This is a genomic window from Pseudomonas sp. FG98 (assembly GCF_057808595.1).
The window spans coordinates 20,941-44,814 of record NZ_JBMDIJ010000018.1; the positions used below are offsets into that span (position 1 = coordinate 20,941).

General features: G+C 64.2%; 24 protein-coding genes. 6 read left to right on the plus strand and 18 right to left on the minus strand.

Annotated elements, in window-relative coordinates; translation table 11 throughout:
• Positions 1-14: 14 nt before the first annotated feature.
• Positions 15-992 (minus strand): taurine ABC transporter substrate-binding protein, encoded by a 978-nt coding sequence (tauA, locus tag ACODSK_RS13955; protein WP_489016826.1) that lies wholly within the window; start codon positions 990-992, stop codon positions 15-17.
• A 360-nt stretch (positions 993-1,352) separates the two neighbouring features.
• Between tauA and ACODSK_RS13960 the strand changes: the two genes are divergently transcribed.
• Genes ACODSK_RS13960 through ACODSK_RS13985 form a run of 6 tightly spaced genes read left to right on the plus strand, consistent with a single transcriptional unit; the run spans position 1,353 to position 7,778 of the window.
• Complete coding sequence (locus ACODSK_RS13960; RefSeq protein WP_489016828.1) at positions 1,353-2,594, plus strand: SfnB family sulfur acquisition oxidoreductase; 1,242 nt, start codon at positions 1,353-1,355, stop codon at positions 2,592-2,594.
• Between the two features lie 22 nt (positions 2,595-2,616).
• The gene (locus ACODSK_RS13965; RefSeq protein ID WP_489016830.1) at positions 2,617-3,822 is read left to right on the plus strand and encodes an SfnB family sulfur acquisition oxidoreductase; all 1,206 of its coding nucleotides are present in this window, start codon (positions 2,617-2,619) and stop codon (positions 3,820-3,822) included.
• Positions 3,822-5,219, plus strand: a complete 1,398-nt coding sequence (locus ACODSK_RS13970; protein WP_489016832.1) for an LLM class flavin-dependent oxidoreductase — start codon at positions 3,822-3,824, stop codon at positions 5,217-5,219. The genes ACODSK_RS13965 and ACODSK_RS13970 overlap by 1 nt, the downstream gene beginning before the upstream one ends.
• Positions 5,212-6,015 (plus strand): MetQ/NlpA family ABC transporter substrate-binding protein, encoded by an 804-nt coding sequence (locus ACODSK_RS13975; RefSeq protein WP_489016834.1) that lies wholly within the window; start codon positions 5,212-5,214, stop codon positions 6,013-6,015. Before ACODSK_RS13970 ends, ACODSK_RS13975 begins: the two co-directional genes overlap by 8 nt.
• 1 nt (position 6,016) lies before the next feature.
• Complete coding sequence (locus ACODSK_RS13980; RefSeq protein ID WP_489016836.1) at positions 6,017-7,144, plus strand: methionine ABC transporter ATP-binding protein; 1,128 nt, start codon at positions 6,017-6,019, stop codon at positions 7,142-7,144.
• Positions 7,134-7,778 (plus strand): methionine ABC transporter permease, encoded by a 645-nt coding sequence (locus ACODSK_RS13985; protein ID WP_484577847.1) that lies wholly within the window; start codon positions 7,134-7,136, stop codon positions 7,776-7,778. The genes ACODSK_RS13980 and ACODSK_RS13985 overlap by 11 nt, the downstream gene beginning before the upstream one ends.
• An 89-nt stretch (positions 7,779-7,867) precedes the next feature.
• Here the strand turns inward: ACODSK_RS13985 and ACODSK_RS13990 are convergent, their stop codons facing one another.
• From ACODSK_RS13990 to ACODSK_RS14070, 17 genes are all read right to left on the minus strand, one after another.
• Entirely contained in the window at positions 7,868-8,323 is a 456-nt protein-coding gene (locus ACODSK_RS13990) for an REP-associated tyrosine transposase (RefSeq protein ID WP_489016838.1), read from the minus strand.
• A 170-nt stretch (positions 8,324-8,493) separates the two neighbouring features.
• Complete coding sequence (locus ACODSK_RS13995; RefSeq protein ID WP_489016840.1) at positions 8,494-11,541, minus strand: efflux RND transporter permease subunit; 3,048 nt, start codon at positions 11,539-11,541, stop codon at positions 8,494-8,496.
• The gene (locus tag ACODSK_RS14000; RefSeq protein ID WP_489016842.1) at positions 11,538-12,602 is read right to left on the minus strand and encodes an efflux RND transporter periplasmic adaptor subunit; all 1,065 of its coding nucleotides are present in this window, start codon (positions 12,600-12,602) and stop codon (positions 11,538-11,540) included. Before ACODSK_RS14000 ends, ACODSK_RS13995 begins: the two co-directional genes overlap by 4 nt.
• Positions 12,599-13,684, minus strand: a complete 1,086-nt coding sequence (locus ACODSK_RS14005) for an efflux RND transporter periplasmic adaptor subunit (RefSeq protein WP_489016844.1) — start codon at positions 13,682-13,684, stop codon at positions 12,599-12,601. The genes ACODSK_RS14000 and ACODSK_RS14005 overlap by 4 nt, the downstream gene beginning before the upstream one ends.
• A gap of 161 nt (positions 13,685-13,845) precedes the next feature.
• Positions 13,846-14,709 carry an RHS repeat-associated core domain-containing protein gene (locus tag ACODSK_RS14010; protein ID WP_489016846.1) on the minus strand — a complete coding sequence of 288 codons (864 nt, stop codon included), beginning with the start codon at positions 14,707-14,709 and terminating at the stop codon, positions 13,846-13,848.
• A 114-nt stretch (positions 14,710-14,823) separates the two neighbouring features.
• Positions 14,824-15,702 carry a transporter substrate-binding domain-containing protein gene (locus ACODSK_RS14015; RefSeq protein WP_489016848.1) on the minus strand — a complete coding sequence of 293 codons (879 nt, stop codon included), beginning with the start codon at positions 15,700-15,702 and terminating at the stop codon, positions 14,824-14,826.
• Positions 15,699-16,472, minus strand: coding sequence for an amino acid ABC transporter ATP-binding protein (locus ACODSK_RS14020; protein WP_489016850.1), 774 nt, complete (start codon positions 16,470-16,472; stop codon positions 15,699-15,701). Before ACODSK_RS14020 ends, ACODSK_RS14015 begins: the two co-directional genes overlap by 4 nt.
• On the minus strand, positions 16,469-17,128 hold the full coding sequence (locus ACODSK_RS14025; protein ID WP_489016852.1) for an amino acid ABC transporter permease: 660 nt from the start codon (positions 17,126-17,128) through the stop codon (positions 16,469-16,471). Before ACODSK_RS14025 ends, ACODSK_RS14020 begins: the two co-directional genes overlap by 4 nt.
• Entirely contained in the window at positions 17,109-17,774 is a 666-nt protein-coding gene (locus tag ACODSK_RS14030) for an amino acid ABC transporter permease (protein ID WP_489016854.1), read from the minus strand. Before ACODSK_RS14030 ends, ACODSK_RS14025 begins: the two co-directional genes overlap by 20 nt.
• Positions 17,775-18,053: 279 nt before the next feature.
• The gene (locus ACODSK_RS14035) at positions 18,054-18,839 is read right to left on the minus strand and encodes a MetQ/NlpA family ABC transporter substrate-binding protein (protein WP_489016856.1); all 786 of its coding nucleotides are present in this window, start codon (positions 18,837-18,839) and stop codon (positions 18,054-18,056) included.
• Positions 18,840-19,015: 176 nt separating this feature from the next.
• Positions 19,016-19,957 (minus strand): sigma 54-interacting transcriptional regulator, encoded by a 942-nt coding sequence (locus ACODSK_RS14040; RefSeq protein WP_489016857.1) that lies wholly within the window; start codon positions 19,955-19,957, stop codon positions 19,016-19,018.
• Positions 19,958-20,025: 68 nt separating this feature from the next.
• Positions 20,026-20,607 (minus strand): alpha/beta hydrolase, encoded by a 582-nt coding sequence (locus ACODSK_RS14045; RefSeq protein ID WP_489016859.1) that lies wholly within the window; start codon positions 20,605-20,607, stop codon positions 20,026-20,028.
• Between the two features lie 227 nt (positions 20,608-20,834).
• Positions 20,835-21,044: a DUF3077 domain-containing protein gene (locus ACODSK_RS14050; protein WP_489016861.1), complete on the minus strand. Its 210-nt coding sequence runs from the start codon at positions 21,042-21,044 to the stop codon at positions 20,835-20,837.
• Between the two features lie 551 nt (positions 21,045-21,595).
• On the minus strand, positions 21,596-22,309 hold the full coding sequence (locus ACODSK_RS14055; RefSeq protein WP_489016863.1) for an ATPase: 714 nt from the start codon (positions 22,307-22,309) through the stop codon (positions 21,596-21,598).
• Positions 22,310-22,316: 7 nt separating this feature from the next.
• Positions 22,317-22,574: a hypothetical protein gene (locus ACODSK_RS14060; RefSeq protein WP_489016865.1), complete on the minus strand. Its 258-nt coding sequence runs from the start codon at positions 22,572-22,574 to the stop codon at positions 22,317-22,319.
• Between the two features lie 165 nt (positions 22,575-22,739).
• The gene (locus tag ACODSK_RS14065; protein WP_009041659.1) at positions 22,740-23,141 is read right to left on the minus strand and encodes an ExbD/TolR family protein; all 402 of its coding nucleotides are present in this window, start codon (positions 23,139-23,141) and stop codon (positions 22,740-22,742) included.
• Position 23,142: 1 nt separating this feature from the next.
• The gene (locus ACODSK_RS14070) at positions 23,143-23,865 is read right to left on the minus strand and encodes a MotA/TolQ/ExbB proton channel family protein (protein ID WP_489016867.1); all 723 of its coding nucleotides are present in this window, start codon (positions 23,863-23,865) and stop codon (positions 23,143-23,145) included.
• Positions 23,866-23,874: the final 9 nt, after the last annotated feature.

Sequence of the window (23,874 nt, forward strand, 5' to 3'; positions counted from 1 at the left end):
GACGACTCCGTGACTCAGTTGGTGATGAACTGCGCGCTGACGTACGGCGAATAGTCCGGCAGCACGGCCTCGACCTTGCCTTGTTCCTTGAGGAATTTGGCGGTGTCGGTGATGGCCTGGGTGGTCGGTGCGCCGAGGGCGGCGACCTGGTCACCGGCCAGCGGGAACACGTTGCCCTGCAGCAGACCCGGGATATCGCCGGCCTTGGCGCCGGACAGCTTGACCAGCTTGTCGACGTTGGCCTTGTCCGCCAGCCAGGCTTGCGGGTCCTTGCGGTAGTCGGCGTAGGCGTCGAGGGTCACCTTGGCGAAGGCCTTGACCACTTCGGGGTGCTTGGCGGCGAAGTCCTTGCGCACGATCCAGGCGTCGAAGGTCGGCGCGCCTTTCTTCGCCAGTTCGCCGGAGGTGATCAGCACCTTGCCATTTTCCTTGGCCACGCCCAGCGCCGGGTCCCAGACGTAGGTGGCGTCGATATCGCCGCGCTTCCAGGCGGCGGTAATGGCCGGTGGCGCGAGGTTGAGGATCTGCACTTTCGACGGGTCGATGTTCCACTGCTTCAGCGCCGCCAGCAGGCTGTAGTGGCCGGTGGAAACGAAAGGCACGGCGACTTTCTTGCCGACCAGGTCCTGGGGCGAAGTGATCCCGGCGCCGTCGCGGGCGACCAGGGCTTCGGCGGCGCCGATCTGGGTGGCGATCAGGAAGGTTTCCACCGGCAGCTTGCGGCTGGCGGCGGCGGCCAGCGGGCTGGAGCCGAGGTAGCCGATCTGCACGTCGCCGGAGGCCACGGCGGTGATCACGTCGGCGCCGTTATCGAATTTGCGCCAGTCGATGCTGGCCTTGCTGGCCTGCTCGTAACGGCCATCGACCTGAGCCACCTTGGCCGGGTCGACGGTGGTCTGGTAGGCGACGGTCAGGTCGGCAGCCTGCACGAACATGGCGGCACCGGCCAGGGTCAGGGCAGAAAACAGGCGCAACGGGGCGAAGAAGGTCATGACAGGACTCCTGGCGGGCGGGTTCGGTGGTGAGTGGTTGAAAGACTAATTGATCTAAGAAATTAAAAATAAATAACTTTTTAGAATTAGCTTAGGAGACAAATATTGATGGTGCTCTTGAGGGCCATATCGCTGGCAAGCCAGCTCCCACAAGGATTGTGAACACCGACCCTGTGGGAGCTGGCTTGCCAGCGATAGGGCCATTAAGAGCACCACAACTGTTGAACCTGTGTTGCCAGGGCAACAATCCGCTTTCTATCCATATTCCCAATCGTTAGTTCAAATAATTTTTATACACGATTACGGTATATGCACCGGACCACCGGACCCCAAGCACTTTCCCCGAAGATGAGGTCAGGTATGTCCAATCTCGCCACCACCACCGTCCATAGCGATCTGGACACGGCACCGCTGCTGCTCCCCGCCAAGGTCCTGCGCAGCGATGCCGAGGCCATCCAGGCCGCCCACGAGCTGGCCGCCATCGCCCGCCCCCAGGCCGGCAAGCGCGACCAGCAACGCAAGCTGCCCTGGGCCGAAGTCGAGCAGTTCACCCGCAGCGGCCTGGGCAGCATCAGCATTCCTCGTGAATACGGCGGACCAGGCCTGTCATTCAGCGCCCTGGCCGAAGTGTTCCGCGTCATCAGCGCCGCCGATCCGGCGCTGGGGCAGATTCCGCAGAACCAGGTCGGCATCCTCCAGCTGATCCGCGGCGCCGCCAGCGAACAGCAGAAAGAAGTGCTGTTCCAGTCCGTGCTGGACGGCTGGCGCATCGGCAATGCCGGGCCCGAGCGCGGCACGAAAAACACCCTGGAACTGAAGGCACGCATCACCCGCCAGGGCGACGGCTACGTGATCAGCGGCCAGAAGTTCTATTCCACCGGCGCCCTGTTCGCCCACTGGGTGGCAGTCAAGGCGCTCAACGACGAGGGCCGCCAGGTGATGGCCTTCGTCCGCCGTGGCAGCCCGGGGCTGCGCATCGTCGACGACTGGTCCGGCTTCGGCCAGCGCACCACCGCCAGCGGCACCGTGCTGCTCAATGAAGTGCCGGTTGAGGCCGAGCTGGTCATCGAAAACTGGCGCATCGGCGACACCCCGAACATCCAGGGCGCCGTGTCCCAGCTGATCCAGGCCGCCATCGACGCGGGCATCGCCGAAGCGGCCATCGACGACACCATCGCCTTCGTCCGCGAACGCGCCCGGCCGTGGATCGATGCCGGGGTCGAACGGGCCGGCGACGACCCTTACGTGATCGCCGATATCGGCCGCCTCAAGCTCGAACTGCACGCCACCAATGCCCTGCTGGCCAAGGCCGCCAGGGTGCTGGACGAGGTCAACGCCGCGCCGGTGACCGTCGAATCCGCCGCCCGCGCTTCCATCGCCGTGGCCGAGGCCAAGGTACTGAGCACCGAGATTTCCCTGCTCGCCAGCGAGAAGCTGCTGGAGCTGTCCGGCAGCCGCGCCACCCTCGCCGAATTCAACCTCGACCGCCACTGGCGCAACGCCCGGGTGCACACCCTGCACGACCCGGTGCGCTGGAAATACCACGCAGTCGGCGCCTACCACCTCAACGGCACCCTGCCCGCCCGGCATTCCTGGATTTGACCAGACCACTGGAGCCCCTTCGATGAGCCACGTATCCCTTCCGCACTACAACGTGCCCGTGATCGCCGACGACGCCCAGGCTTTGGCCGTCGCCGAACAGATTGCCGGGCAACTGCAACAGGACAGCATCCTGCGCGACCGCGAACGGCGCCTGCCCCATGCCGAACTGGAGCTGTTCTCGCGCTCCGGCCTGTGGGGCATCAGCGTGCCGAAAGCCTATGGCGGCGCCGGTGTGTCCAGCGTCACCCTGGCAAAAGTCATCGCCCGTATCGCCCAGGCCGACAGCTCCCTGGGGCAGATTCCACAGAACCATTTCTACGCCCTCGAAGTGCTGCGGGTGAACGGCAGCGAAGCGCAGAAACAGCGCCTCTACGCCGAGGTGCTGGCCGGCGTGCGCTTCGGCAATGCGCTGGCCGAACTGGGCACCAAGACCGCCCACGACCGCACCACCCGCCTGACCCGCGACGGCGAAGCTTTCCGTATCAACGGCCGCAAGTTCTACGCGACCGGTGCCATCTACGCCCAGCGCATCCCGACCTCGGTGGGCGATGAAAACGGCGCGCAGCAACTGGCCTTCGTCCCCGCCGACAGCGCCGGCCTGAAGGTCATCGACGACTGGAGCGGCTTCGGCCAGCGCACCACCGGCAGCGGTTCGGTGGTGTTCGATAACGTGCGGGTCGATGCCGAGGATGTGGTGCCGTTCCAGAGCGCCTTCGAGCGGCCAACCCCGGTCGGCCCGCTGGCGCAGATTCTTCATGCCGCCATCGACACCGGCATCGCTCGCGCTGCCTACGAGGACGCCCTGCACTTCGTGCGCACCCGCACCCGGCCGTGGATCGACTCCGGCAACGACAAGGCCAGCGAAGACCCGCTGACCCTGAAATCCGTCGGCCACCTGGCGATCCGTCTGCATGCCGCCGAAGCCCTGCTGGAGCGCGCCGGCGAGTTCCTCGACCGCGCCCAGGCCGAACCCGACGCCGGGAGCGTCGCCGCCGCCTCCATCGCCGTGGCCGAGGCCCGCGCCATCAGCACCGAGATCTCCCTGGCCGCCGGCAGCACCCTGTTCGAACTGGCCGGCAGCCAGGCCACCCTCGCCGAGCACGGCCTCGACCGCCACTGGCGCAACGCCCGCACCCACACCCTGCACGATCCGGTGCGCTGGAAGTACCACGCCATCGGCGACTACTACCTGAACGACCGCAACCCACCGCTGCGGGGGACCATCTGATGGCGAAGAAGAAGATCCTCCTCAACGCCTTCAACATGAACTGCGTCGGGCATATCAACCATGGCCTGTGGACCCATCCACGGGATACGTCGAGCCAGTACAAGACCATCGAGTACTGGACCGAACTGGCGAAGCTGCTGGAGCGCGGGCTGTTCGACGGCCTGTTCCTCGCCGATATCGTCGGCGTCTACGACGTCTACCAGCAGTCGGTGGACGTGCCGCTGAAGGAGTCGATCCAGTTGCCGGTCAACGACCCGCTGCTGCTGGTCTCGGCCATGGCCGCGGTGACGCAGAACCTCGGCTTCGGCCTCACCGCCAACCTCACCTACGAGCCGCCCTACCTGTTCGCCCGGCGTCTTTCCACCCTCGACCACCTGAGCCGTGGCCGGGTCGGCTGGAACATCGTCACCGGCTACCTGGACAGCGCCGCCAAGGCCATGGGCCTGGACGCCCAGCCCGAGCACGACCGTCGCTACGACCAGGCCGACGAGTACCTGGAAGTGCTGTACAAGCTGCTCGAAGGCAGCTGGGAAAACGATGCGGTGATCGAGGATCGCCAGCAGCGCATCTACGCCCGCCCGGACAAGGTGCACAAGGTTCGCCACCACGGCGAGTTCTACAAGGTCGAGGGCTATCACCTCAGCGAGCCGTCGCCGCAGCGCACCCCGGTGCTGTTCCAGGCTGGCGCCTCGGAGCGCGGCCTGGCCTTCGCCGGGCAGCACGCCGAATGCGTGTTCATCAGTGGCCAGACCCGCGCCGCCACCCGCGCCCAGGTCGACAAGGTGCGTGCCGCCGCCCTCGCCGCCGGGCGTGATGCCGAGGCGATCAAGGTGTTCATGGGCATCACTGTGATCGTCGCGCCGACCGAGGAACAGGCCCGCGCCAAGCACGCCGAATACCTGCGCCATGCCAGCGCCGAAGCCGGCGTCGCGCACTTCTCCAGCTCCACCGGTATCGACTTCTCCGCCTACGAGCTGGACGAACCGATCCAGTACGTGAAGAGCAACGCCATCCAGTCGGCCACCAAGAACCTGCAAAGCAACGACTGGACCCGCCGTCGCCTGCTCGACCAGCACGCCCTCGGCGGGCGCTACATCACCCTGGTCGGCTCGCCGCAGCAGGTGGCCGACGAACTTGAAGGCTGGATCGCCGACACCGGCCTGGACGGTTTCAACCTGGCCCGCACCGTCACCCCGGAAAGCTACGAAGACTTCATCGACCTGGTCATCCCCGAGCTGCAACAACGCGGCTCGTACAAGACCGCCTACGACACCGGCAGCCTGCGCCAGAAGCTGTTCCCGCAGGGCACTGCCCACCTGCCCGCCGACCATCCCGGCGCCGGCTACCGCCAGCACACCCAGACCGCACAACACCACGGAGCGCTCCAGCATGCTTAAGACCCTTATCGGCCGCCCCGTCGCGGCCCTCGCCCTGTCCCTCGGCCTGATCGGCGCCAGCCATGCCGCTGAGGCCCTCAAGGTCGGCACCACCGCCGCCTTCGCCGTACCGTTGGAAGCAGCGGTGAGCGAGGCGAAGAAACAGGGACTGGATGTCGAGCTGATCGAATTCAGCGACTGGATCGCGCCCAACGTCAGCCTCAATGCCGGGGACATCGACGTGAACTACTTCCAGCACATCCCCTTCCTGGAGAACGCCAAGGCCGCCGGCGGCTTCGACCTGGTGCCCTACGCGCCGGGGATCATCAACAACGTCGGCCTGTACTCGAAGAAGTACAAAAGCTTCGACGAACTGCCGCAAGGCGCCACCGTGGCCATCGCCAACGACCCGATCAACAGCGGGCGCGGCCTGCAATTGCTGGCGAAAGCCGGTTTGATCACCCTCAAGCCGGGCGTTGGCTACAAGGCCACCGAAGAAGACATCATCGCCAACCCGAAGAAGATCAAGATCCTTCAGGTCGAGGCCGTGCAACTGGTGCGCGCCTACGATGACGCCGACCTGGTCCAGGGCTACCCGCACTACATCCGCCTGGCCAAGACCTTCGATGCCGAGTCGGCGCTGCTGTTCGACGGCATCGACCACAAGGAATACGTGATCCAGTTCGTGATCAAACCGAAGAGCAAGGACGACCCGCGCCTGGCCAAATTCATCGATATCTACCAGCACTCGCCGGTAGTCCGCGCGGCCCTCGACAAGGCCCACGGCAAGCTCTACCAGCCGGGCTGGGAGAGCTGAGATGAGCAGCGCCAACGCCCACGTTGCGCGGGATGCGCCGCCCCTCGGGACACCGCGCCCGAGTCCGCACCGGGCACTGCACCCGGAACTGAACAGCGCCCATGTGCGCTTCGTCGGCCTGCACAAGACCTACCCGGGGCAGGACGCCCCGGCCCTGGCCGATATCGACCTGAACATCCAGCACGGCGAGATCTTCGGCATCATCGGCCGCAGCGGCGCCGGCAAGTCGTCGCTGATCCGCACCATCAACCGCCTGGAACAACCCAGCGGCGGACGGGTGCTGATCGACCAGGTGGATATCGCCGAGTACGACGAGGACAAGCTGGTGGCGCTGCGTCGGCGCATCGGCATGATCTTCCAGCACTTCAACCTGATGTCGGCCAAGACCGTGTGGCAAAACGTCGAGCTGCCGCTGAAGGTGGCCGGGGTGCCCAAGGCCGAACGGCGGCGCAAGGTGGAGGCGCTGCTGGAACTGGTCGGCTTGCAGGAAAAGCATCACGTCTATCCGGCACAACTGTCCGGCGGGCAGAAGCAGCGTGTCGGCATCGCCCGCGCGCTGGTGCATGACCCGGCGATCCTGCTGTGCGACGAAGCCACCTCGGCGCTGGACCCGGAGACCACCGAATCGATTCTCGGCCTGCTGCGCGATATCAACCAGCGGCTGGGCCTGACCATCGTCCTCATCACTCACGAGATGGCGGTGATCCGCGATATCTGCCAGCGCGTGGTGGTATTGGAGCGCGGGCGCATCGTCGAGCAGGGCGAGGTGTGGCAGGTGTTTGGTGATCCGCAGCATGAGGTCAGCAAGACCCTGCTCGCGCCGTTGCAGCCGGCCTTGCCGCCGTCGTTGCTGGATCGTTTGCTGCCGACCGCTCCGGATTCACGGGCGGCGCTGGTACTGCGCTTGCGGGTCAGCGGGCAGGATCGCGAGGCGCCGGATCTGTCGGCGCTGTTTTCCGCGCTGGGCGGCAAGGTCAGCCTGTTGCAGGGCGGTATCGAACCGATCCAGGAGCGGGCGCTGGGGCAACTGGTGATCTCGGTGGCCGGTTCGATCCATGCCCATGAGGTGATTATCGAGCGTGCCCGAGGCTGGGCAGCGCAGGTGGAGGTGCTGGGCTATGTGGTTTGATCGCTTGTTGCAGGGGGTGATCGACACCCTGCTGATGGTCGGCGTGTCATCGCTGATCGCCTTGCTGGTGGGGATTCCGCTGGCAGTGATTTTGGTCACCAGCGGCAAGGGCGGGATCTTCGAAGCGCCGAACGTGAACCGGGTCCTGGGTGCCTTCGTCAACCTGTTCCGCTCGATTCCGTTCCTGATTTTGATGGTCGCGCTGATTCCCTTTACCCGGCTGATCGTCGGTACCACTTATGGCGTGTGGGCGGCGGTGGTACCACTGACCATCGCCGCCACGCCGTTCTTTGCGCGGATTGCCGAGGTGAGCTTGCGCGAAGTGGATCACGGCCTGATCGAAGCAGCCCAGGCCATGGGCTGCCGGCGCTGGCATATCGTCTGGCATGTGCTGTTGCCGGAAGCGCTGCCGGGGATCGTCGGCGGCTTCACCATCACCCTGGTGACCATGATCAACTCCTCGGCCATGGCCGGCGCGATTGGCGCGGGTGGATTGGGGGACATTGCCTATCGGTATGGGTATCAGCGCTTCGACAGCCAGATCATGCTCACGGTGATCGTCATGCTGGTGGTGCTGGTGGCGTTGATCCAGGTGAGTGGGGATAGGTTGGCGCGGCGGTTGAACAAGCGTTGATCTTTCGGGCGCTATCGCTGGCAAGCCAGCTCCCACAGTGACCGAGTGCACCGCCGAACCTGTGGGAGCTGGCTTGCCAGCGATGGGGCCTACAGCCACACAGCATCCCAATGGGGATAATCACCGGCCTTCCTGACCAGGCCGGCCCTGATCGGGTTGGCCACTATGTAGCGGGCGACAGCCTGGATATCTTCTTCCCGTCGCAGCGCCCGGTCATGAAACCCCTGCTGCCACAGGCGACCCTGCCTGCCACAAGCCTTGTTCACGAGCACAGTGCTGCGGGATTTAAAACGGCGCATCAGGGTCTTCAAGGTCACATGCCTCAGCTCGATCAACCAGTGAAGGTGATCGGGCATCAGCACCCAGGCCAGGGAAGTCACCGAACCCTCCTGTTCTGCCAATCGAAGCTGATCTATGACTCGGCGGGCCAGGTTGAAGTGGCTGAAAATGGGAACTCGCTGCTCGGTGGCAGTGGTCAGCACATACAGCCTGCCGGGCTCTGAAAACCGGCCGCGGCGCAGGCGATGGGAAGAGGGACGATCCATGTCTGACTCCTTGAACGTGGAAAACTCAAGGTAGCTTCGGGTCATGGAGCACGAGGTGAGGCATTGATTCCTATTGTGTCTGTCCTGGCCCTATCGCTGGCAAGCCAGCTCCCACAGTGACCGAGTGCACCGCTGCCCCTGTGGGAGCTGGCTTGCCAGCGATTGGGCCCTCAGCCTTCCTGCGGCTCCTTGATCCTGTACCAGGCCACATACAACGCCGGCAGGAACAGCAAGGTCAGCAAGGTCGCGACGATGATCCCGCCGATCATGGCGTAGGCCATCGGCCCCCAGAACACTTCCCGGGCGATCGGGATCATGCCCAGGCTGGCCGCCGCGGCGGTGAGCAGGATCGGCCGGCGCCGGTGGTTGGTGGCTTCCACCACGGCATCCCAGGGCGCATAGCCCTGCGCTTCGTATTCGTCGATCTGGGTCACCAGGATCACCGAGTTGCGGATGATGATGCCGATCAGCGCGAGAATCCCGAGAATCGCCACAAAGCCCATCGGCGTGCCCGTCGGCACCAGCGCCAGGACCACGCCGATCAGCCCCAGCGGGGCGACGCTGGCGACCAGGAACAGCTTCTGCACGCTGTGCAGCTGGATCATCAGGAAGGTCGCCATCAGGAACAGCATCAGCGGAATGACCTTGGCAATCGGCCCCTGGGCCTTGCCGCTCTCTTCCACCGTACCGCCAGTGGCCACCTCGTACCCGGTGGGCAGCTTGCCGGCGAATTCGTCGATCTTCGGCTGCAGCTGCTTGACCAGATCGGTGGGCTGAATCTCATCGCGCACCGAGGCCTTGATGGTGATGGTCGGCTTGCGATCACGCCGCCACACCAGCGGCTGCTCCAGCTCGTAACGCACCGTGGCAAAGGCCAGCAGCGGGATCGAAACCCCGCTGGGCGTGACGATCTGCAGGTTCTGCAGGGTCTGCGGCGATCCCCGTTCGCTGTCCTCGGCCCGGGCCACCACATCGACCAGGTAGATGTTGTCGTGCACCTCGGTCACCGGCGCACCGCTGACGATGCTGTTCATGATGTTCGCCACATCTTCCGACGACAGCCCGAGCTGGCGCGCCTTGTCCTGGGCGATGTCGATGCGCAGCACCTTACCCGGCTCGTTCCAGTCGTAGATCATCTCGCCGATGTGCGGGTTGCTGTCGAGCAGGGTGGCCAGGTCGATGGCGTGCCTGCGCACCTGGTCGATGTCCTTGCCGCTGACCCGGTACTGGATCGGCCGCCCCACCGGCGGGCCCATTTCCAGGCCCTGGACGTTGCTGCCAATGCCGACGAAGTCGTCACGCAGGCGCTTCTGCAGCCGCACCTTGAGCGCCTCACGGGACTCCAGGCCCTTGCTCACCACCACCAGCTGGGCGTAGTAGGGGTTTTGCAGTTGCTGGTCCAGCGGCAGGTAGAAACGCACCGCGCCCTGGCCGATGTAGGTGCTCCAGTGGTCGATGTCCGGGTCGTCCTTGAGGCTGGCTTCGAAGCGATCGACCACCTTGCGGGTTTCCTCGATCGAGGCGTTCTGCGGCAGGTTGATATCCACCAGCAGCTCCGGCCGGTCGGAGTTGGGGAAGAACTGGTTCTGCACGAAGCGCATGCAGAAGATCGCCAGGGCAAACAGCACCACGGTGCCGACGATGGTCAGCCAGCGGTGGCGCATGCACCACAGCAGGCCGCCGTGGAAGGCGTTGCCGAGACGCCCGGGCTTTTCCTCGTGCTTCTTCAGCGAGGTGCTGAGCAGGTGCACGCCGAGTACCGGGGCGAACAGCACGGCGACGATCCACGAGACGATCAGCGCCACGGCGATCACCGCAAACAGGGTAAAGGTGTACTCCCCCGCCGAACTGGCGTTGAGGCCGATGGGCACGAAGCCGGCCACGGTCACCAGGGTCCCGGTGAGCATCGGGAAGGCGGTGGAGGTGTAGGCGAAGGTCGCCGCCTGCTCCTTGCTATCGCCCATTTCCAGGCGGGTAACCATCACCTCGACGGTGATCATGGCGTCGTCCACCAGCAGGCCGAGGGCGATGATCAGCGCGCCGAGGGAGATCCGCTGCATGGTGATGCCGCTGTACTCCATGAACACGAAGACCATCGCCAGCACCAGCGGGATCGAGCAGGCCACCACCAGGCCAGCGCGCATGCCGAGGCTGACGAAGCTCACCAGCAGCACGATCACCACCGCCTCGAACAGCGCACTGGTGAAACCGCCGACCGCCTCCTTCACCACCACCGCCTGGTCGGACACGGTGAACACACCCACGCCCACCGGCAGTTCGGTGATGACCTGGTCCATCTTCTCCTGCAACAACTGGCCGAACACCTGCATGTTGCCGCCGGCCTTCATGCCGATCGCCAGGCCGATGGCGTCGTGGCCGTTGTAGCGGAACAGCACCTTGGGCGGGTCGGCATAGCCGCGCTGGATATCGGCGATATCGGCCAGGCGGTAGAAGCGGTCGTCGAGCCGCAGGTTGACCTCGGCCAGGTCCTTCTGCGAGGCGAACTGCCCGCTGGTGCGCACCGAGATCCGTTCCGGCCCGGCCTCGATCACCCCCGCCGGAGTCACCGCGTTCTGCGCCTGCAGGGCCTGCACCACCTGGCGCTGGTCGATGCCCAGGGCCGCCAGCTTGCGGGTGGAGAAGTTCAGGTAGATCACTTCGTCCTGGGTACCGATCATTTCGACCTTGCCCAGGTTCGGCACGTCGCGGATTTCCGCGCGCACCTGTTCCACATAATCACGCAGCTCGCGCAGGCTCAGGCCGTCGGCGGTGAAGGCGTAGATCGAGCCGAACACATCGCCGAACTCGTCGTTGAAGCCCGGCCCCTGGATGCCCTGGGGAAATTCGCCGCGGATGTCCTGGACCTTCTTGCGCACCTGGTACCAGATCTGCGGGATGTCGGCGGCCTTGGTGGTGTCGCGCAGGTACACGTAGACCGTGGACTCGCCGGGCCGGGTGTAGCTTTTCACGTAGTCGAGGGAGTCGAGCTCTTCGAGCTTCTTCTCGATGCGGTCGGTGACCTGGAGCAGGGTTTCTTCCTGGGTCGCGCCGGGCCAGCGGGTCTGGATCACCATGGTCTTGATGGTGAAGGACGGGTCTTCCTCACGCCCGAGATTGAGGTAGGAGAACACCCCCATCAGCAGCGCGACGAACATCAGGTACCAGACGAACGATTGGTGGCGCAGGGCCCATTCGGAGAGGTTGAAGCTTCCTTTCATGGGGTTTCCTCATCGACCACGACCTTCTGCCCCGGCTTGAGGCTGTTGACCCCGGCAGTGACCACCCTTTCGCCGGGCTGCACACCCGAGGCCAGCAGGACCGAGCCCTGCCTGCGCTGGAGCACCTGCACCTCACGCGGATTGACCACCTTCTGCCGGGTATCGACGATCCACACCCGGGTCTTGCCGTCCACGTCCTGCAGGGCGCTGGCCGGGATTTCGCTGCGCGGGGCGACCGCCGAGCTGAGAGTGACGCTGATCGAGGTGCCCAGGCGGAAGCCCTCCGGGGTCTCGTCCAGGGTCAGGCGGACGCGCCGGGTACGGGTGCTGGCATCGGCCTGGGGTTCGATCTCGCGGATCACGGCGCGGCTGCGGATGCTGCTGTCGAGCTGGGCCATCACGATGAATTCGACGCCCTTGGACAGCTCGTCGGCCAGCGCCGTCGGCAGGTCGATCACCGCCTCCTTGACGTCCGGCCGCGCCAGGGTGACCACCGCCTGCCCGACCGCCACGGTCTGCCCCGCCTCGGCCTTCCAGTCGGTGACCACCGCCGCGTGATCGGTGCGCAGCTCGGCATAACCGAGCTGGTCCCTGGCCTGCTGCAGCGCAGCCTTGGCCTGTTCGAGGCTGGCACCGGTGGTTTTCAGGTCGGTCTGGGCGACATCGAGTTGCGCCTGGGCGCCGACGCCACGGTCGTAGAGTTGTTGCTGGCGGCGGGCATTGGCCTGGGCATTGATCCATTGCGCCTCGACCCTGGCCAGATCGCCCTCGGCGGCACGCAACTGGTTGCGCTGGTCGGTGGGATCGAGGCTGGCCAGCACGTCCCCAGGTTGCACGGTGGCGCCGACATCGACCCAGCGCCGCGAAATGCGCCCGCCAACGCGGAAACCCAGGGTGCTTTCATAGCGGGCCTGGATGGTCCCGGCGAAACGTCCAAGGTCGAGCGAGTCCTGGGTGCGGACCGGGACCGAGAGCACCGGGCGGACCGGCTCCGGCTTGTCCTTGTCGCTCCCGCAGGCGGCCAGCAACAGACACCCCACCAGCATCAGCGACCTGTTCATTGCTGCAACCCCGCCTTGGTGTTATCGGCAATCTCCACCAGCATGCCGGGGTGCAGCAACTGGCCGCCGAGGACCACCACCGACTGGCCGCTTTCCAGGCCATCGCTGACCACCACCTTGCCGGTCAGGTAGCGGCCGACCGTGACCTTGTGCAGTTGCACCTTGTTGTCCTGCCCCACCAGCCACACCGCCGGCTCGCTCAGGTCCTTGGTCAGGGCCGACCAGGGCAGTTCTACCCCCGGCTTGCCTTTGGCGTTGCCGGTGGCGCTGACCGCCGAGCCCAGGTCCATGCCCGCCGGCACCTTGTCCAGGGCCACCTTGACCTGCACCGTGCCGCTTTGCGCCGACACCGTCGGGGTGATTTCCCGTACCCGGCCGGTGGTCTGCACCTTTGGATCGTCGATCAGGCTGACGGTGATCGACTTCTCGCTGTCCGGCGCCAGCAGCAGCGACTCATAGACGTTGAACACCGCATCGCGCCCGCCATCCCGGGCCAGGCTGAAGATCGGCACCGTGGCCTGGACCACCTGGCCGACCTCGGCCTGCCGCTCGGTGATGACCCCGGCAGCGTCCGCCACCAGTTCGGTGTAGCCGAGTTGTTCGTTGGCATTGGCCAGTTGCGCCTCGGCGGCCTTCAGCGCGCTCTGGCTGCTGCGCAGGGCGGCCTGGGCCGAGTCGTATTCGCTCTGGCTGGTGTAGCCCTTGGGCAGGAGTTTCTGCTGGCGCACGAAGGCCGCCGCGCTCTGCGTGACCCGCGCCCGCGCCGCCAGCACTTCGGCCCTGGCCGAGTCGACATTGGTCTGCAGGTCCTTGGGATCGAGGCGCGCCAGCACCTGGTTGGCCTTGACGTGATCGCCGACATCGACGCTACGGGAAATGATCTTGCCGCCCACGCGGAACGACAGGTCGCTGTGGACCTGGGCCTGCACGTCACCGGTCAGGGTCACCTGGGCGGCGAAATCGCCCGGCTCGACCTTCTGCACCGCCACCCGTGGCCGCTGCGGCTGCTCGGCGGGCTTTTCGCCACAGCCGCCCAGCAGCAGGACCGCGCACAGGATCCAACAAGAACGCGACAGCATCATGCGGGCTCCTTTGCATGGGCCGGTTCAGGGAGGGAACGTGATCGAAGCGTGTGTCAGCTTAGATCAGGGGTCTGGATACTGCCCGCACGCCAGAAGAGAAGGCTCCTGCGCCGGGCCGATATGCCTCAGTCACCTGACGCAGGTGGTTGGTTCAATTGGAGTTATCGCCTTGGAGGCGAGGCCCGGGATTTGGATTTGCGGATATCCGCCCCGGTCTTCCTGGCCCGGGCATCCACGCTGGCCCCTGACCATAGGGCGCCGGCCAGGTTGAATGCCTGCCCCACCTGCCCCCCAGGTCCCGCGACGGCCGCCCATTCCCTGGCGGCCTTGAAGTGGGCCGTGGTGTTGGAGATGTCCCCGGTCTCCACGGCCTTGGAGAGGTTCACGTATTTCTCGGCGTGCGCCACGCTCAGCGAGGTATCACCGTGGCTGCTCAGGTTTGCGTTGGTCGAACGCAACGCCGTTGTGAACGACGACGGGTTTTCTATCCCGGCCACCTCGTTCTCGATGATCGCGCGGGCTCGCGATGAGGGCTCGCCACTGAAGGAATTCCGCCGGAATAGCGACTTGTGCGAGACCCCCACGAAGTCGCGGACCTTGTCGAACAAACCACCGACCAGCACGCTGCCCAGCGCCACCCCGCCAAGCACCATGACCAGCGTGCCGACGTCGAACGAGTTGCCGTTGCTACCCTCTTTGCCCGAACCCGCGAGGGACATCACCACGCCACCGACCAGGTCGGGAACAGCCGACAACAGGTTGAGCATCACGAAATGCCCGGTCGGATCCCGTCCGTTCACCGGGTCGCCCAGGCAATAGGCATAGGCATTCAGACCGCCACGGGCGAACGGGCTCCAGCTATCCGGAGCGTTGAAGCGCATCAGTACCGGGTTGTAGCCGCGGTAGCCGTTGCCCAGCAGGTAATGCCCGGTGCACACCTCGATCAGTTCGCCATTGAACCCGCAACGTCCAGGACGGTGCAGGGGGTTGGCTGCGTTGGGTTCTGCCGGACGAGACGGTTGCATGGTCGGCACCTGCGGCTAGCAGAGAACATGGGCTTCAGGATAAAGCCCTGCGGGCCCGCCGCGAACCTGACAGAACTATCAGGCTCGATGAACGGCAGGCCCCGGTCGCTCAACTCAACCCTGCCACTTGCCGCCTTCGACGATCACGCTTTCCGGCTTGGTGTCGTCGCTCAGTTCCTTGCGCACGTACTGGTCATACAGCTTGAGCAGGTACTTCTGCTCGCCCAGGCGCGCCAGTTCGGCGTTGACCCAGTCACGCAGCTCGATATTGCCCTTCTTCACCGCCGGGGCGATCGGCGCTTCTTCGCCGAGCAGTTCCGGCAGCACGCGGTAGCCCGGGTTCTGCTTGGACCAGCTGAACAGGATCAGGTTGTCCTGGGCATAGGCATCGCCACGGCCGTTGGCCAGGGCCTGCAGGGACTCGCTGTTCTTCTCGAACTTGAGCAGCTTCCAGTCCGGGTGGTTCTTGGTCAGCCAGATGTCGGCGGTGGTACCGGTGGTGACGATGGTGGTCTTGTCGGCCAGGTCGTCGAGCTTCTGCACGCTGCTGCCGTCAGCCACCAGCGCCTGCACGGCGACCCGCAGGTTGGGGTTGGTGAACTCCACCGCTTCCTTGCGCTCCGGGGTGACGGTCATGTTGGCCAGGATCAGGTCGACCTTGTCGCTCTGCAGGAAGGGAATGCGGCTGGCCGGCTCGACGGCGACGAACTCCACCTTGTTCTCGTCGCCCAGCAGCGACTTGGCGAAGGCGCGGCCGATATCGGTATCGAAGCCGACATAGCGCCCGCTTTCATCGACGAAGCCGAACGGCGGCTTGTCGGTGAAGACGCCGACGATCAGCTTGTCGCGGGCCTTGATGGTTTCCAGGTAGCTGGTGGCCGGGGCCGGCGTGGCAGCTGCGGATTTCGGCGCTTCGGCGGCCTTTTCGCAGCCGGCCAGCAGGGCCAGGCCGAATAGGGAAAGCAGCAGTTTCGAGGTCTTGGCAGTTTTCATATCAGTTCCTTTTGAGGTCTCTCGGGCAGGCTTTCTACGTAGGAGAATTTCTCCAGGAACTGCTGCGCGCGTGCGGTTTGCGGGTTCGTAAAGAAGCTCTCTGGGGTGCGCTGTTCAAGGATCCTGCCGGCGTCCATGAACACGATGCGGTCGGCCACCGCACGGGCGAAGGCCATTTCGTGGGTGACGATGAGCAGGGTCATGCCGTCGCGGGCCAGGCCCTGGATCACCTGCAACACTTCCTTGACCATTTCCGGGTCGAGGGCGGCGGTGACTTCGTCGAACAGCATCACCCGCGGGTTCATGCACAGCGAGCGGACGATGGCGATGCGTTGCTGCTGGCCGCCGGAGAGCTGGCGCGGGTAGGCGTCGCGCTTGTCCAGCAGGCCGACCCGGGCCAGCAGCGCCTCGGCCTGGGCCACCGCTTCGCCGCGCTGGCGCTTCTGCACCTTGAGCGGGCCGAGCAGCAGGTTGTCGAGCACGGTCATGTGGCCGAACAGGTGATAGCTCTGGAACACCATGCCGACCTGCTGGCGGACCTGGCGCCAGTCGGTGCTGGTATCCAGCAGCTCGCGGCCGTCCAGCTTGAGGCTGCCGGAGTGGGCGCTTTCCAGGCCGTTGAGGCAGCGCAGCAGGGTGCTTTTGCCGCAGCCGCTGGGGCCGAGGATCACCACCACTTCGCCGGTCTGCACCGACAGATCGACGTCCTTGAGCACCTGCTGCTCGCCGAAGAATTTGTTGAAACCCTTGAACTCGATCAATGCGCTCATGCGTGTGTCCAGCGCCGCTCAAGGGCGCGGGAGGCGACCGAGAGCGGGTAACAGATAAAGAAGAAAAACAGGAACAGCGCGCCATAGATCAGCACCGACTCGTAGGTGCGCTCGATGATCTGCTGGCCGACCTTGATCACGTCCACCACGCCGATCAGCACCGCCAGCGAGCTGGTCTTGATGATCCGCGTGTAGACGTTGATGGTCGGTGGGGTCATGCGTTTCAGGGCCTGGGGCAGCAGCACGTAGCCGTAGAGCTGCCAGCCGGACAGGCCGATCGACAGCCCCGCCTCGCGTTGCCCGCGCGGCAGCGACTGCAACGCCCCGCGTACCACCTCGCCCACCTCGCTGGCGCCCCACAGCGCCAGCACCAGCACCGCGCACCAGAAGCTCGGCAGGCTGAGGCCAAGGAAGATCGGCAGGCCGAAGAACAGCAGGTACAACCAGACCAGCACCGGGATGGCGCGGAACAGCTCCAGGTAGATGCGCAGCGCCAGGTTCACGCTGCGCTTGCCGAGGGTCGCCAGCACACCGTAGAGCACGCCGCCGAGGGTTGCGAAAAGGATCCCCAGGCCGGAGATCGCCAGGGTCTGCGCGGCGCCCTTGCCCAGTTGCGGCAGGGACACCAGCAGCAGTTCAAGACCCGAACTGGCCATGTTGCAGCCTCCGTTCCAGGCGGCTCAGCAGCAGCGACAGGGGCAGGAACAGCAATACGCAGATCAGCGTCATCACCGCGAGCATCTCGTAGGTCTTGTAGTACAGGGCGATGTAGCTCTTGGTGGTGTAGAGAATCTCCGGCACCGCCACCGCCGAGACCACGGTGGTTTCCTTGAGCAGGAAAATGAAGTTGGCGAACAGCGCCGGCAGGCTCAGCAGGCCGGCCTGGGGCAGGATCACATGGCGCAGCAACTGGCCCTCGGACAGGCCGATGGAGCGCCCGGATTCCAGTTGCGCTGCCGGCACCGCCTCCACGCCCGCACGCAGGACTTCGGTGAGGTAGGCACCGCCGAGGAAGGTCATGGTGATGATCGCCGCAGCGAAGCCGGAGATTTTCACTCCCAGCGACGGCAAGGCGAAGTAGACGAAGAACAGCTGGATCAGCAGCGGCGTGTTGCGGGCCAGCTCGACGTAAAGGCTGACCAGGCGGTGCAACACGGGAGTGCGGTAAAGCAGGATGGGGGCGTTGACCAGCGCTACCAGAAGGGAGGTGGCGATGGCGATCAGGCCGACCTGCAAGGTCACGCCGACGGCCTTGAGAAAGGCCGGCAAGGTGCCGAGGATGAATGCGAAATCGAAACTCATGAAAGGGGTCTTTCCCTGACCGGCCCGAGGGTAAGCGGGCGGCTGCTGACTGAAGAGCGAGGCGGGTAAGCCTCATTGGGGAAAGACTCTAAAGGTATAAAAATAAATATTTAAATACCGTTATTGCATATTGATATCACCCAATTCATGGGTGCCAAAGCATCGCTGGCAAGCCAGCTCCCACAAGGTCAGCACAATGCCTGAGGCCGGTGCAGTACCTGTGGGAGCTGGCTTGCCAGCGATAGGGCCATCAACGGCCCTGGAGATCTACAGCCGAAATCAGAACGCCGGCAGCACCGCGCCGCTGTACTTCTTCTCGATGAAGGCTTTCACCTCAGGCGAAGTCAGGGCCTTGGCCAGCTTCTGGATGGCGTCGCTGTCCTTGTTGTCCGGACGGGCCACCAGGAAGTTCACGTAAGGCGAGTCGCTGCCTTCGATCACCAGCGCGTCCTTGGCCGGGTTCAGGCCGGCTTCCAGGGCGTAGTTGGTGTTGATCATGTCCAGGTCGACCTGGTCCAGCACACGCGGCAGCATGGCCGATTCCAGCTCGCGGAACTTCAGTTTTTTCGGGTTCTCGGCGATGTCCTTCGGAGTCGCCAGGGCGTTCTTCGGATCCTTCAGGGTGATCAGGCCGGCCTTCTGCAGCAGCAGGAGCGCGCGACCGCTGTTGCTACCCTCGTTCGGGATGGCGACGGTGGCGCCTTCCTTCAGTTCGGCCAGGGTCTTGACCTTCTTCGAGTAGCCACCGAACGGCTCGACGTGCACGCCGATCACGGTTTCCAGGTGGGTGCCCTTGCCTTCGTTGAAGTTCTTCAGGTACGGCAGGGTCTGGAAGTAGTTGGCGTCCAGACGCTTCTGGTCAACCTGCACGTTGGGCTGCACGTAGTCGGTGAAGACCTTGATTTCCAGGTCCACGCCTTCCTTGGCCAGGGTTGGCTTGATCAGCTCGAGGATCTCGGCATGGGGAACCGGGGTAGCGGCAACCACCAGCTTCTCGGCCGCATGGGCGAAACCGGCAACCGACAGAGCGGCGGCCAGAGCGGTGGTCAACAGAGCCTTTTTCATGTGCAGTCCTTATTGGTATTCCGCGCCTCGTGGGCGGCGATAAGTGTTGGTTGGCCGGGCCCGTGTTGCCCGGCGTGAGGCGGACGATACCGAGATTTTTTATTCCGTAACAATATCTTTTGATTAGCTTCTTATAGCTTTTGGTTAAAACTCCCTGATGCACAGAGCGCAACGCTCTAGCTTGCGGCTTGCGTGACGCGCAACAGCGTCTGCTCCAGCAGCTTGCGCAGGGCCCGGCGCTCCTGCTCGTCTCCCAGCTCGACAAGACGGTCGAGGCGTTGGGCCAGGGCGTGCAGTGGCGTCGGCAGGTTCAGATGCTCCGGCAGGATCTCGTCGCCGCTGCCCTGGAGCAGGGCGAAGTGGATAACGTTCTCCAGCTCGCGGGTATTGCCCGGCCAGTCGTGCAGTTCCAGCACGCGCTGCGCTTCCTCGCTGAGCAGCGGCACCGGGCGATTGAGCTTGGGGCTGTAGATGCCGACGAAATACTCGGCCAGCGGCAGGATATCGCCGACCCGCTCGCGCAGTGCCGGCAGTTCCAGGCGGCCTTCGTGCAGGTAGTCGTAGAGGCGCGGATGGAAGTGCCCCGCCGCCACCGCCTCGGCCAGATCGATGCTCGATGCGGCGACCAGGCGCACATCCACCGGGTGCGGCTGCTGCGCGCCGACGCGGTACACCTCGTGGTTTTCCAGGGCGGCCAGCAGCTTGACCTGGATCGGCAGCGGCAGGTCGGCGATTTCATCGAGGTAGAGCGTCCCGCCGTTGGCCGAGCCGAACCAGCCGGCGCGGCTGCTGGCGCTGCCGCTATGGGCGCCGGCGGCATAGCCGAACAGCTCGGCGTCGGCGTAGGTTGGGCTGATCGCCCCGCAGTTGACCGAGACGAACAGGCCGCCACGGTCGCTGGCGCGGTGGATCTGCCGGGCCAGCAACTCCTTGCCGGTGCCGCTTTCGCCGCGGATCAGCACCGGCAGGGCCAGGGGTGCGAGGATTTCCAGTTCCTCGCGCAACTGGCGCGAACGCGGATCGACGAACACCAGCGCCTTGGCGCGGATGCTCAGCGGGCTTTTGTCGAGTTCGGGGAAGGTCAGCAGTGGCTGGCCGAAGGTGTCTTGTGCGGTCATGGCAAAGCTCCCGCCCGGACTCCTGGCCCGGGCGTTGCGAAAGGCAGTAAAGGAAAGGCGGTGCGGGATCAGGCGCGGCGCAGGGCGCCCTGTTCCATTCGGCTCTGCAGGCGGTACAGGTAGGCGAAGCCCTGTTCCCAGCGCTGGTGGCCGGACTTGACGTTGATATGCCCGGCCCCGCCCAGCACCCCGGCCTCGGCGCCCCAGGCGCGGGCCAGTTGCATGGCACGCGGCGCGCTCACTGCCGGGTCGTTGTCGGAGGTGACCACCTGGCTGGGGAACGGTAGCTGGGCCATGGGAATCGGCGCGAAATTGCGCAGGGCCGGCGAGCAGGCTGGCCGCTCCACATCCGCCGGCGCCACCAGCAACGCCCCGCGCACCCGCCGACGCAAGGCCGGGCTGGCCTGGTCGGCCCAATGGGCGACGGTGATGCAACCCAGGCTATGGGCTATCAGGATTACCGGAGCATCGTCGGCGGCAATCGCCTCTTCCAGCGCCGCGACCCAATCCCCGCGCTTCGGCGTCAGCCAGTCGGCCTGCTCGACACGGGCGCTGTTGGGCAGCGTCTTGTGCCAATGGCTCTGCCAGTGCTCGTCTGGCGAACCCTGCCAGCCCGGCACAATCAGGTAACGGATCGACTCGTTGCGCATGGGGAATTGCCTCCTGCTGCGGTTGCGTGCATGGCGGCAAGTATTGGCGCTGGGGTTATATTCGTAAAGGAATAAGAAGCTATTTATTAATAACCAAAATCAAAACAGGACCGGCGTGCGGTCCTGTTCGGCGGTTACTCGCCGGGGTACTTCCAGCCGGCGGATTCCTGGCCTTCGATCACTGCGTCCACCAGGCCCTTGGCGGCCTCGACGGCGTGCATGGTCAGTCAGGGGAAGGTGCTGGTGGCGGACTCGTTGCCAATGGACTGCTGGGAGGATTCGTAGGCGCAGCGCAGGAACATCGAGGCATGGACCAGGGCGCTGTGGGGGTCGATATCGGCGTTGACGGAAAACAGTGGGGGGTGGCTGTTGGTGCAGTTGCCGAAGGTGCGGGTGCAGGTTGGGGATAGGGGTGGGTCGGGGACGAGTTTTTTCATCGGAAACTCCAGTGATGGTTGGGACCGACACCCGATCGTTTCCACACGAGTTGGGTGGCAGCTGTACGCGGGGTGGAAAACCAGGTCACTGGAAAACCCGGCAGACCCGAAGGTCTCCCGCGCACAGCCGCCATAGAGGCTGTCTTCCAAGTGATTTCCCATGGGGTTTCCACACCCCGCTCGCCAGTTTCAGCGAACGAAGAAGGTTAGAGGGTGGGGTTTCCATGGGCAAGGAAGACAGAACCGACAGATCGCGTAGGTTACGTCCTAGGATTTTCATCTTCCACAAACTTTGTGTTTGCAGGTGTCTGGACTGGGCCCTACACCCTGGGCCTACCTTGGTCCCTGTGGGAGCTGGCAAGCCAGCATAGGGGGCCATTTTGTATTTCGGCTCAATTTTCTGCGCAGAAAATCAAGCAAAATCCAAACCTAAAGAATTTCCTGGCGGGGTTCTGTTGGGGCCGTGATGGACAGTACGACCTGTCACAAAAACCAAAGCCCCAAGGCTTTCGCGCTTGGGGCTTGAACCGAGCATCCATATCGGTTTGTCTTCAAACACTCGTGACCGCTCTAACGTAGGCATCCATGAACCACTCGGGGATTTCCTCCTGGTGGAACTGCAGATCAGTACCGCTGGTAATCTCCGCCAGCAACACGGACTGTGCACCTGAGTTGTCGAAAACATAGGCTCGGTCTGAAGCCGCGACCGCCGAGGGCAGCAGTGCCAGAGAGCGGTAATACCGCTCGACAATTTTCTCTCTTGCGACGTTGTGGCCACCATCGTCGACCCGGTTCGCAACCCGGTTGATGTTGACGTCAGGAGATACTGTCGCGACGAAATACAGGTAGGTTCGATAGCCTTTGGCTTGAGCCTGCTGCATGAACTCAACCTTGTCCTTGAAGGACATCACCGTTTCGAATGTGAAGCTGACGTTCTGCTCCAGCAATCTGTGCCTGATGAAATCCGAAATCACGGACGCATAGTAAGAGTTCAACTGAACCGAACGAAAATCGACACGCTGACCGTCCAGGTCTATCGATTTGGCCTTCTCTTGCAATCCGGCCTTCTGAAACAACGAATGTTTCGTGAAGAACCCTTGCATATCCTCCAGCGTCGTCACGATGCCGAACTGACCAAGATCGACAAAGCCGGACGCTCTGGCTTCCTTTTCGATCTCGTCCGCATTGATATAAATGCCAATGAGATTGGCAGGGATCTGCTCTTTTATCGTGCTTTTGCCGGAGCCATTTGGACCAGCAAACACGCGTAACCTAGGCACTGACTCGACGAACCTTGAGTACTTCGCCTACCGTCACTTTGTGTCGTGGCTTGGCCTCGCCAACGACCCGGACGCTACCGTCAGCTTTCGACTCGACGATGTGGGTACCTTCCACTTTCACTACGGTGTGCCCAGATGCCAAGGCCCGAATGAAGGCGGCATGAGTAGCACCTGCCGCAATATCCGGAATCTGGGCTTCTAGATTCTGGATGGCCTCTTCGGAAAGAACCTTCGTTCCAGTTTCCGCCATGATTGCCTCCCACGCTCGCAGCGCTCAATACAGAGAGTTCGATGACTCAATCATCGTCAGTGTGCTTTCTGACTGTAATCACTGCAAGCCATGGACTGCTTCGACACAAAAAAAGCCAGCCCCTGCCACAGGACCGGCCCCAAGTTTGCCTGAGTTGCGTGTTGCTCAGCGGGCGGTGATCACCGACAGCTTGGTAATCCCCGCACGTTCGATCGAGGCCATGGCTCGCGCCACTTCCCCATAGTTCACTCCATCGTCCGCCTGCAGTTGCACCCGAACCTCCGGGTCCTTGGCCTTGGCCGCCTGCAGGTTGGTTTCCAGCAAGTCCGGCTGGATTTCATCCTTGTTGATAAACAGCTTCCCTGCCCCGTCGATGCTGACCACCAACGGATCCTTTTGCTCTACCGGGGCCACGGCCTCGGTCTTGGGTAGATTGATCGGGATGGCGTTGGTCAGCAGCGGCGCGGTGACGATGAACACCACCAGCAGCACCAGCATCACATCCACCAGCGGCGTTACGTTGATCTCGCTGAGAACCTCGTCGCTGTCCTGGGTCGAGAAGGCCATGTCACACCGCCTCTTTCACTGGCTGGCCAGACGAGGCGTGGGCCTTGTGCAGCGCAGGGTGGGCGATGACGCGGAAGGCACTCTTCTGCGCGAGGCTGTAGAAGTCGTGGGCGAAGTCGTCGAGGTCGGCAGCGGTGAGCTTGAGGCGACGCAGGAAGTAGTTGTAGACCAGCACCGCCGGCACCGCGACGGCGATACCCACGCCAGTGGCGACCAGCGCCGCACCGATCGGGCCGGCCACGGTTTCCAGGCTCGCCGAGCCGGCCGCGCTGATGCCCTTGAGCGCTTCCATGATGCCCCACACGGTGCCGAACAGACCGATGAAGGGCGAGGTGCTGCCGATACTGGCGACCACGGCCAGGCCGGTTTCCAGCGAGCGGCGCTCACGCACGATCTGCTGGCGCAGGGCGCGCTCCAGGCGGTCCTGGTGGTTGATCGAGTGGCTCAGGTCGGTGGCCTGGCCCGGCTCGGCGACGGCGATGGCGGCATAGCCGGCCTGGGCGACACGGGCGGCGGAGCCTGGCTGGGAGTGCGCCAGGTCGGCGGCGGAGTCGAGGCTGGACGCGGCCCAGAACTGCTTGTGGAAGCGCTTGTCCTGGTTCTTCAGGCGGACGAACTGCACGGTCTTGACCAGGGCCAGGCCCCAGGTGACCACGGAGAAGCCGACCAGCAGCCAGATCACCGCGCTTTCGATGGATTCAAGGGGGGAAGCCAATAAGCTCATGATGTGTTC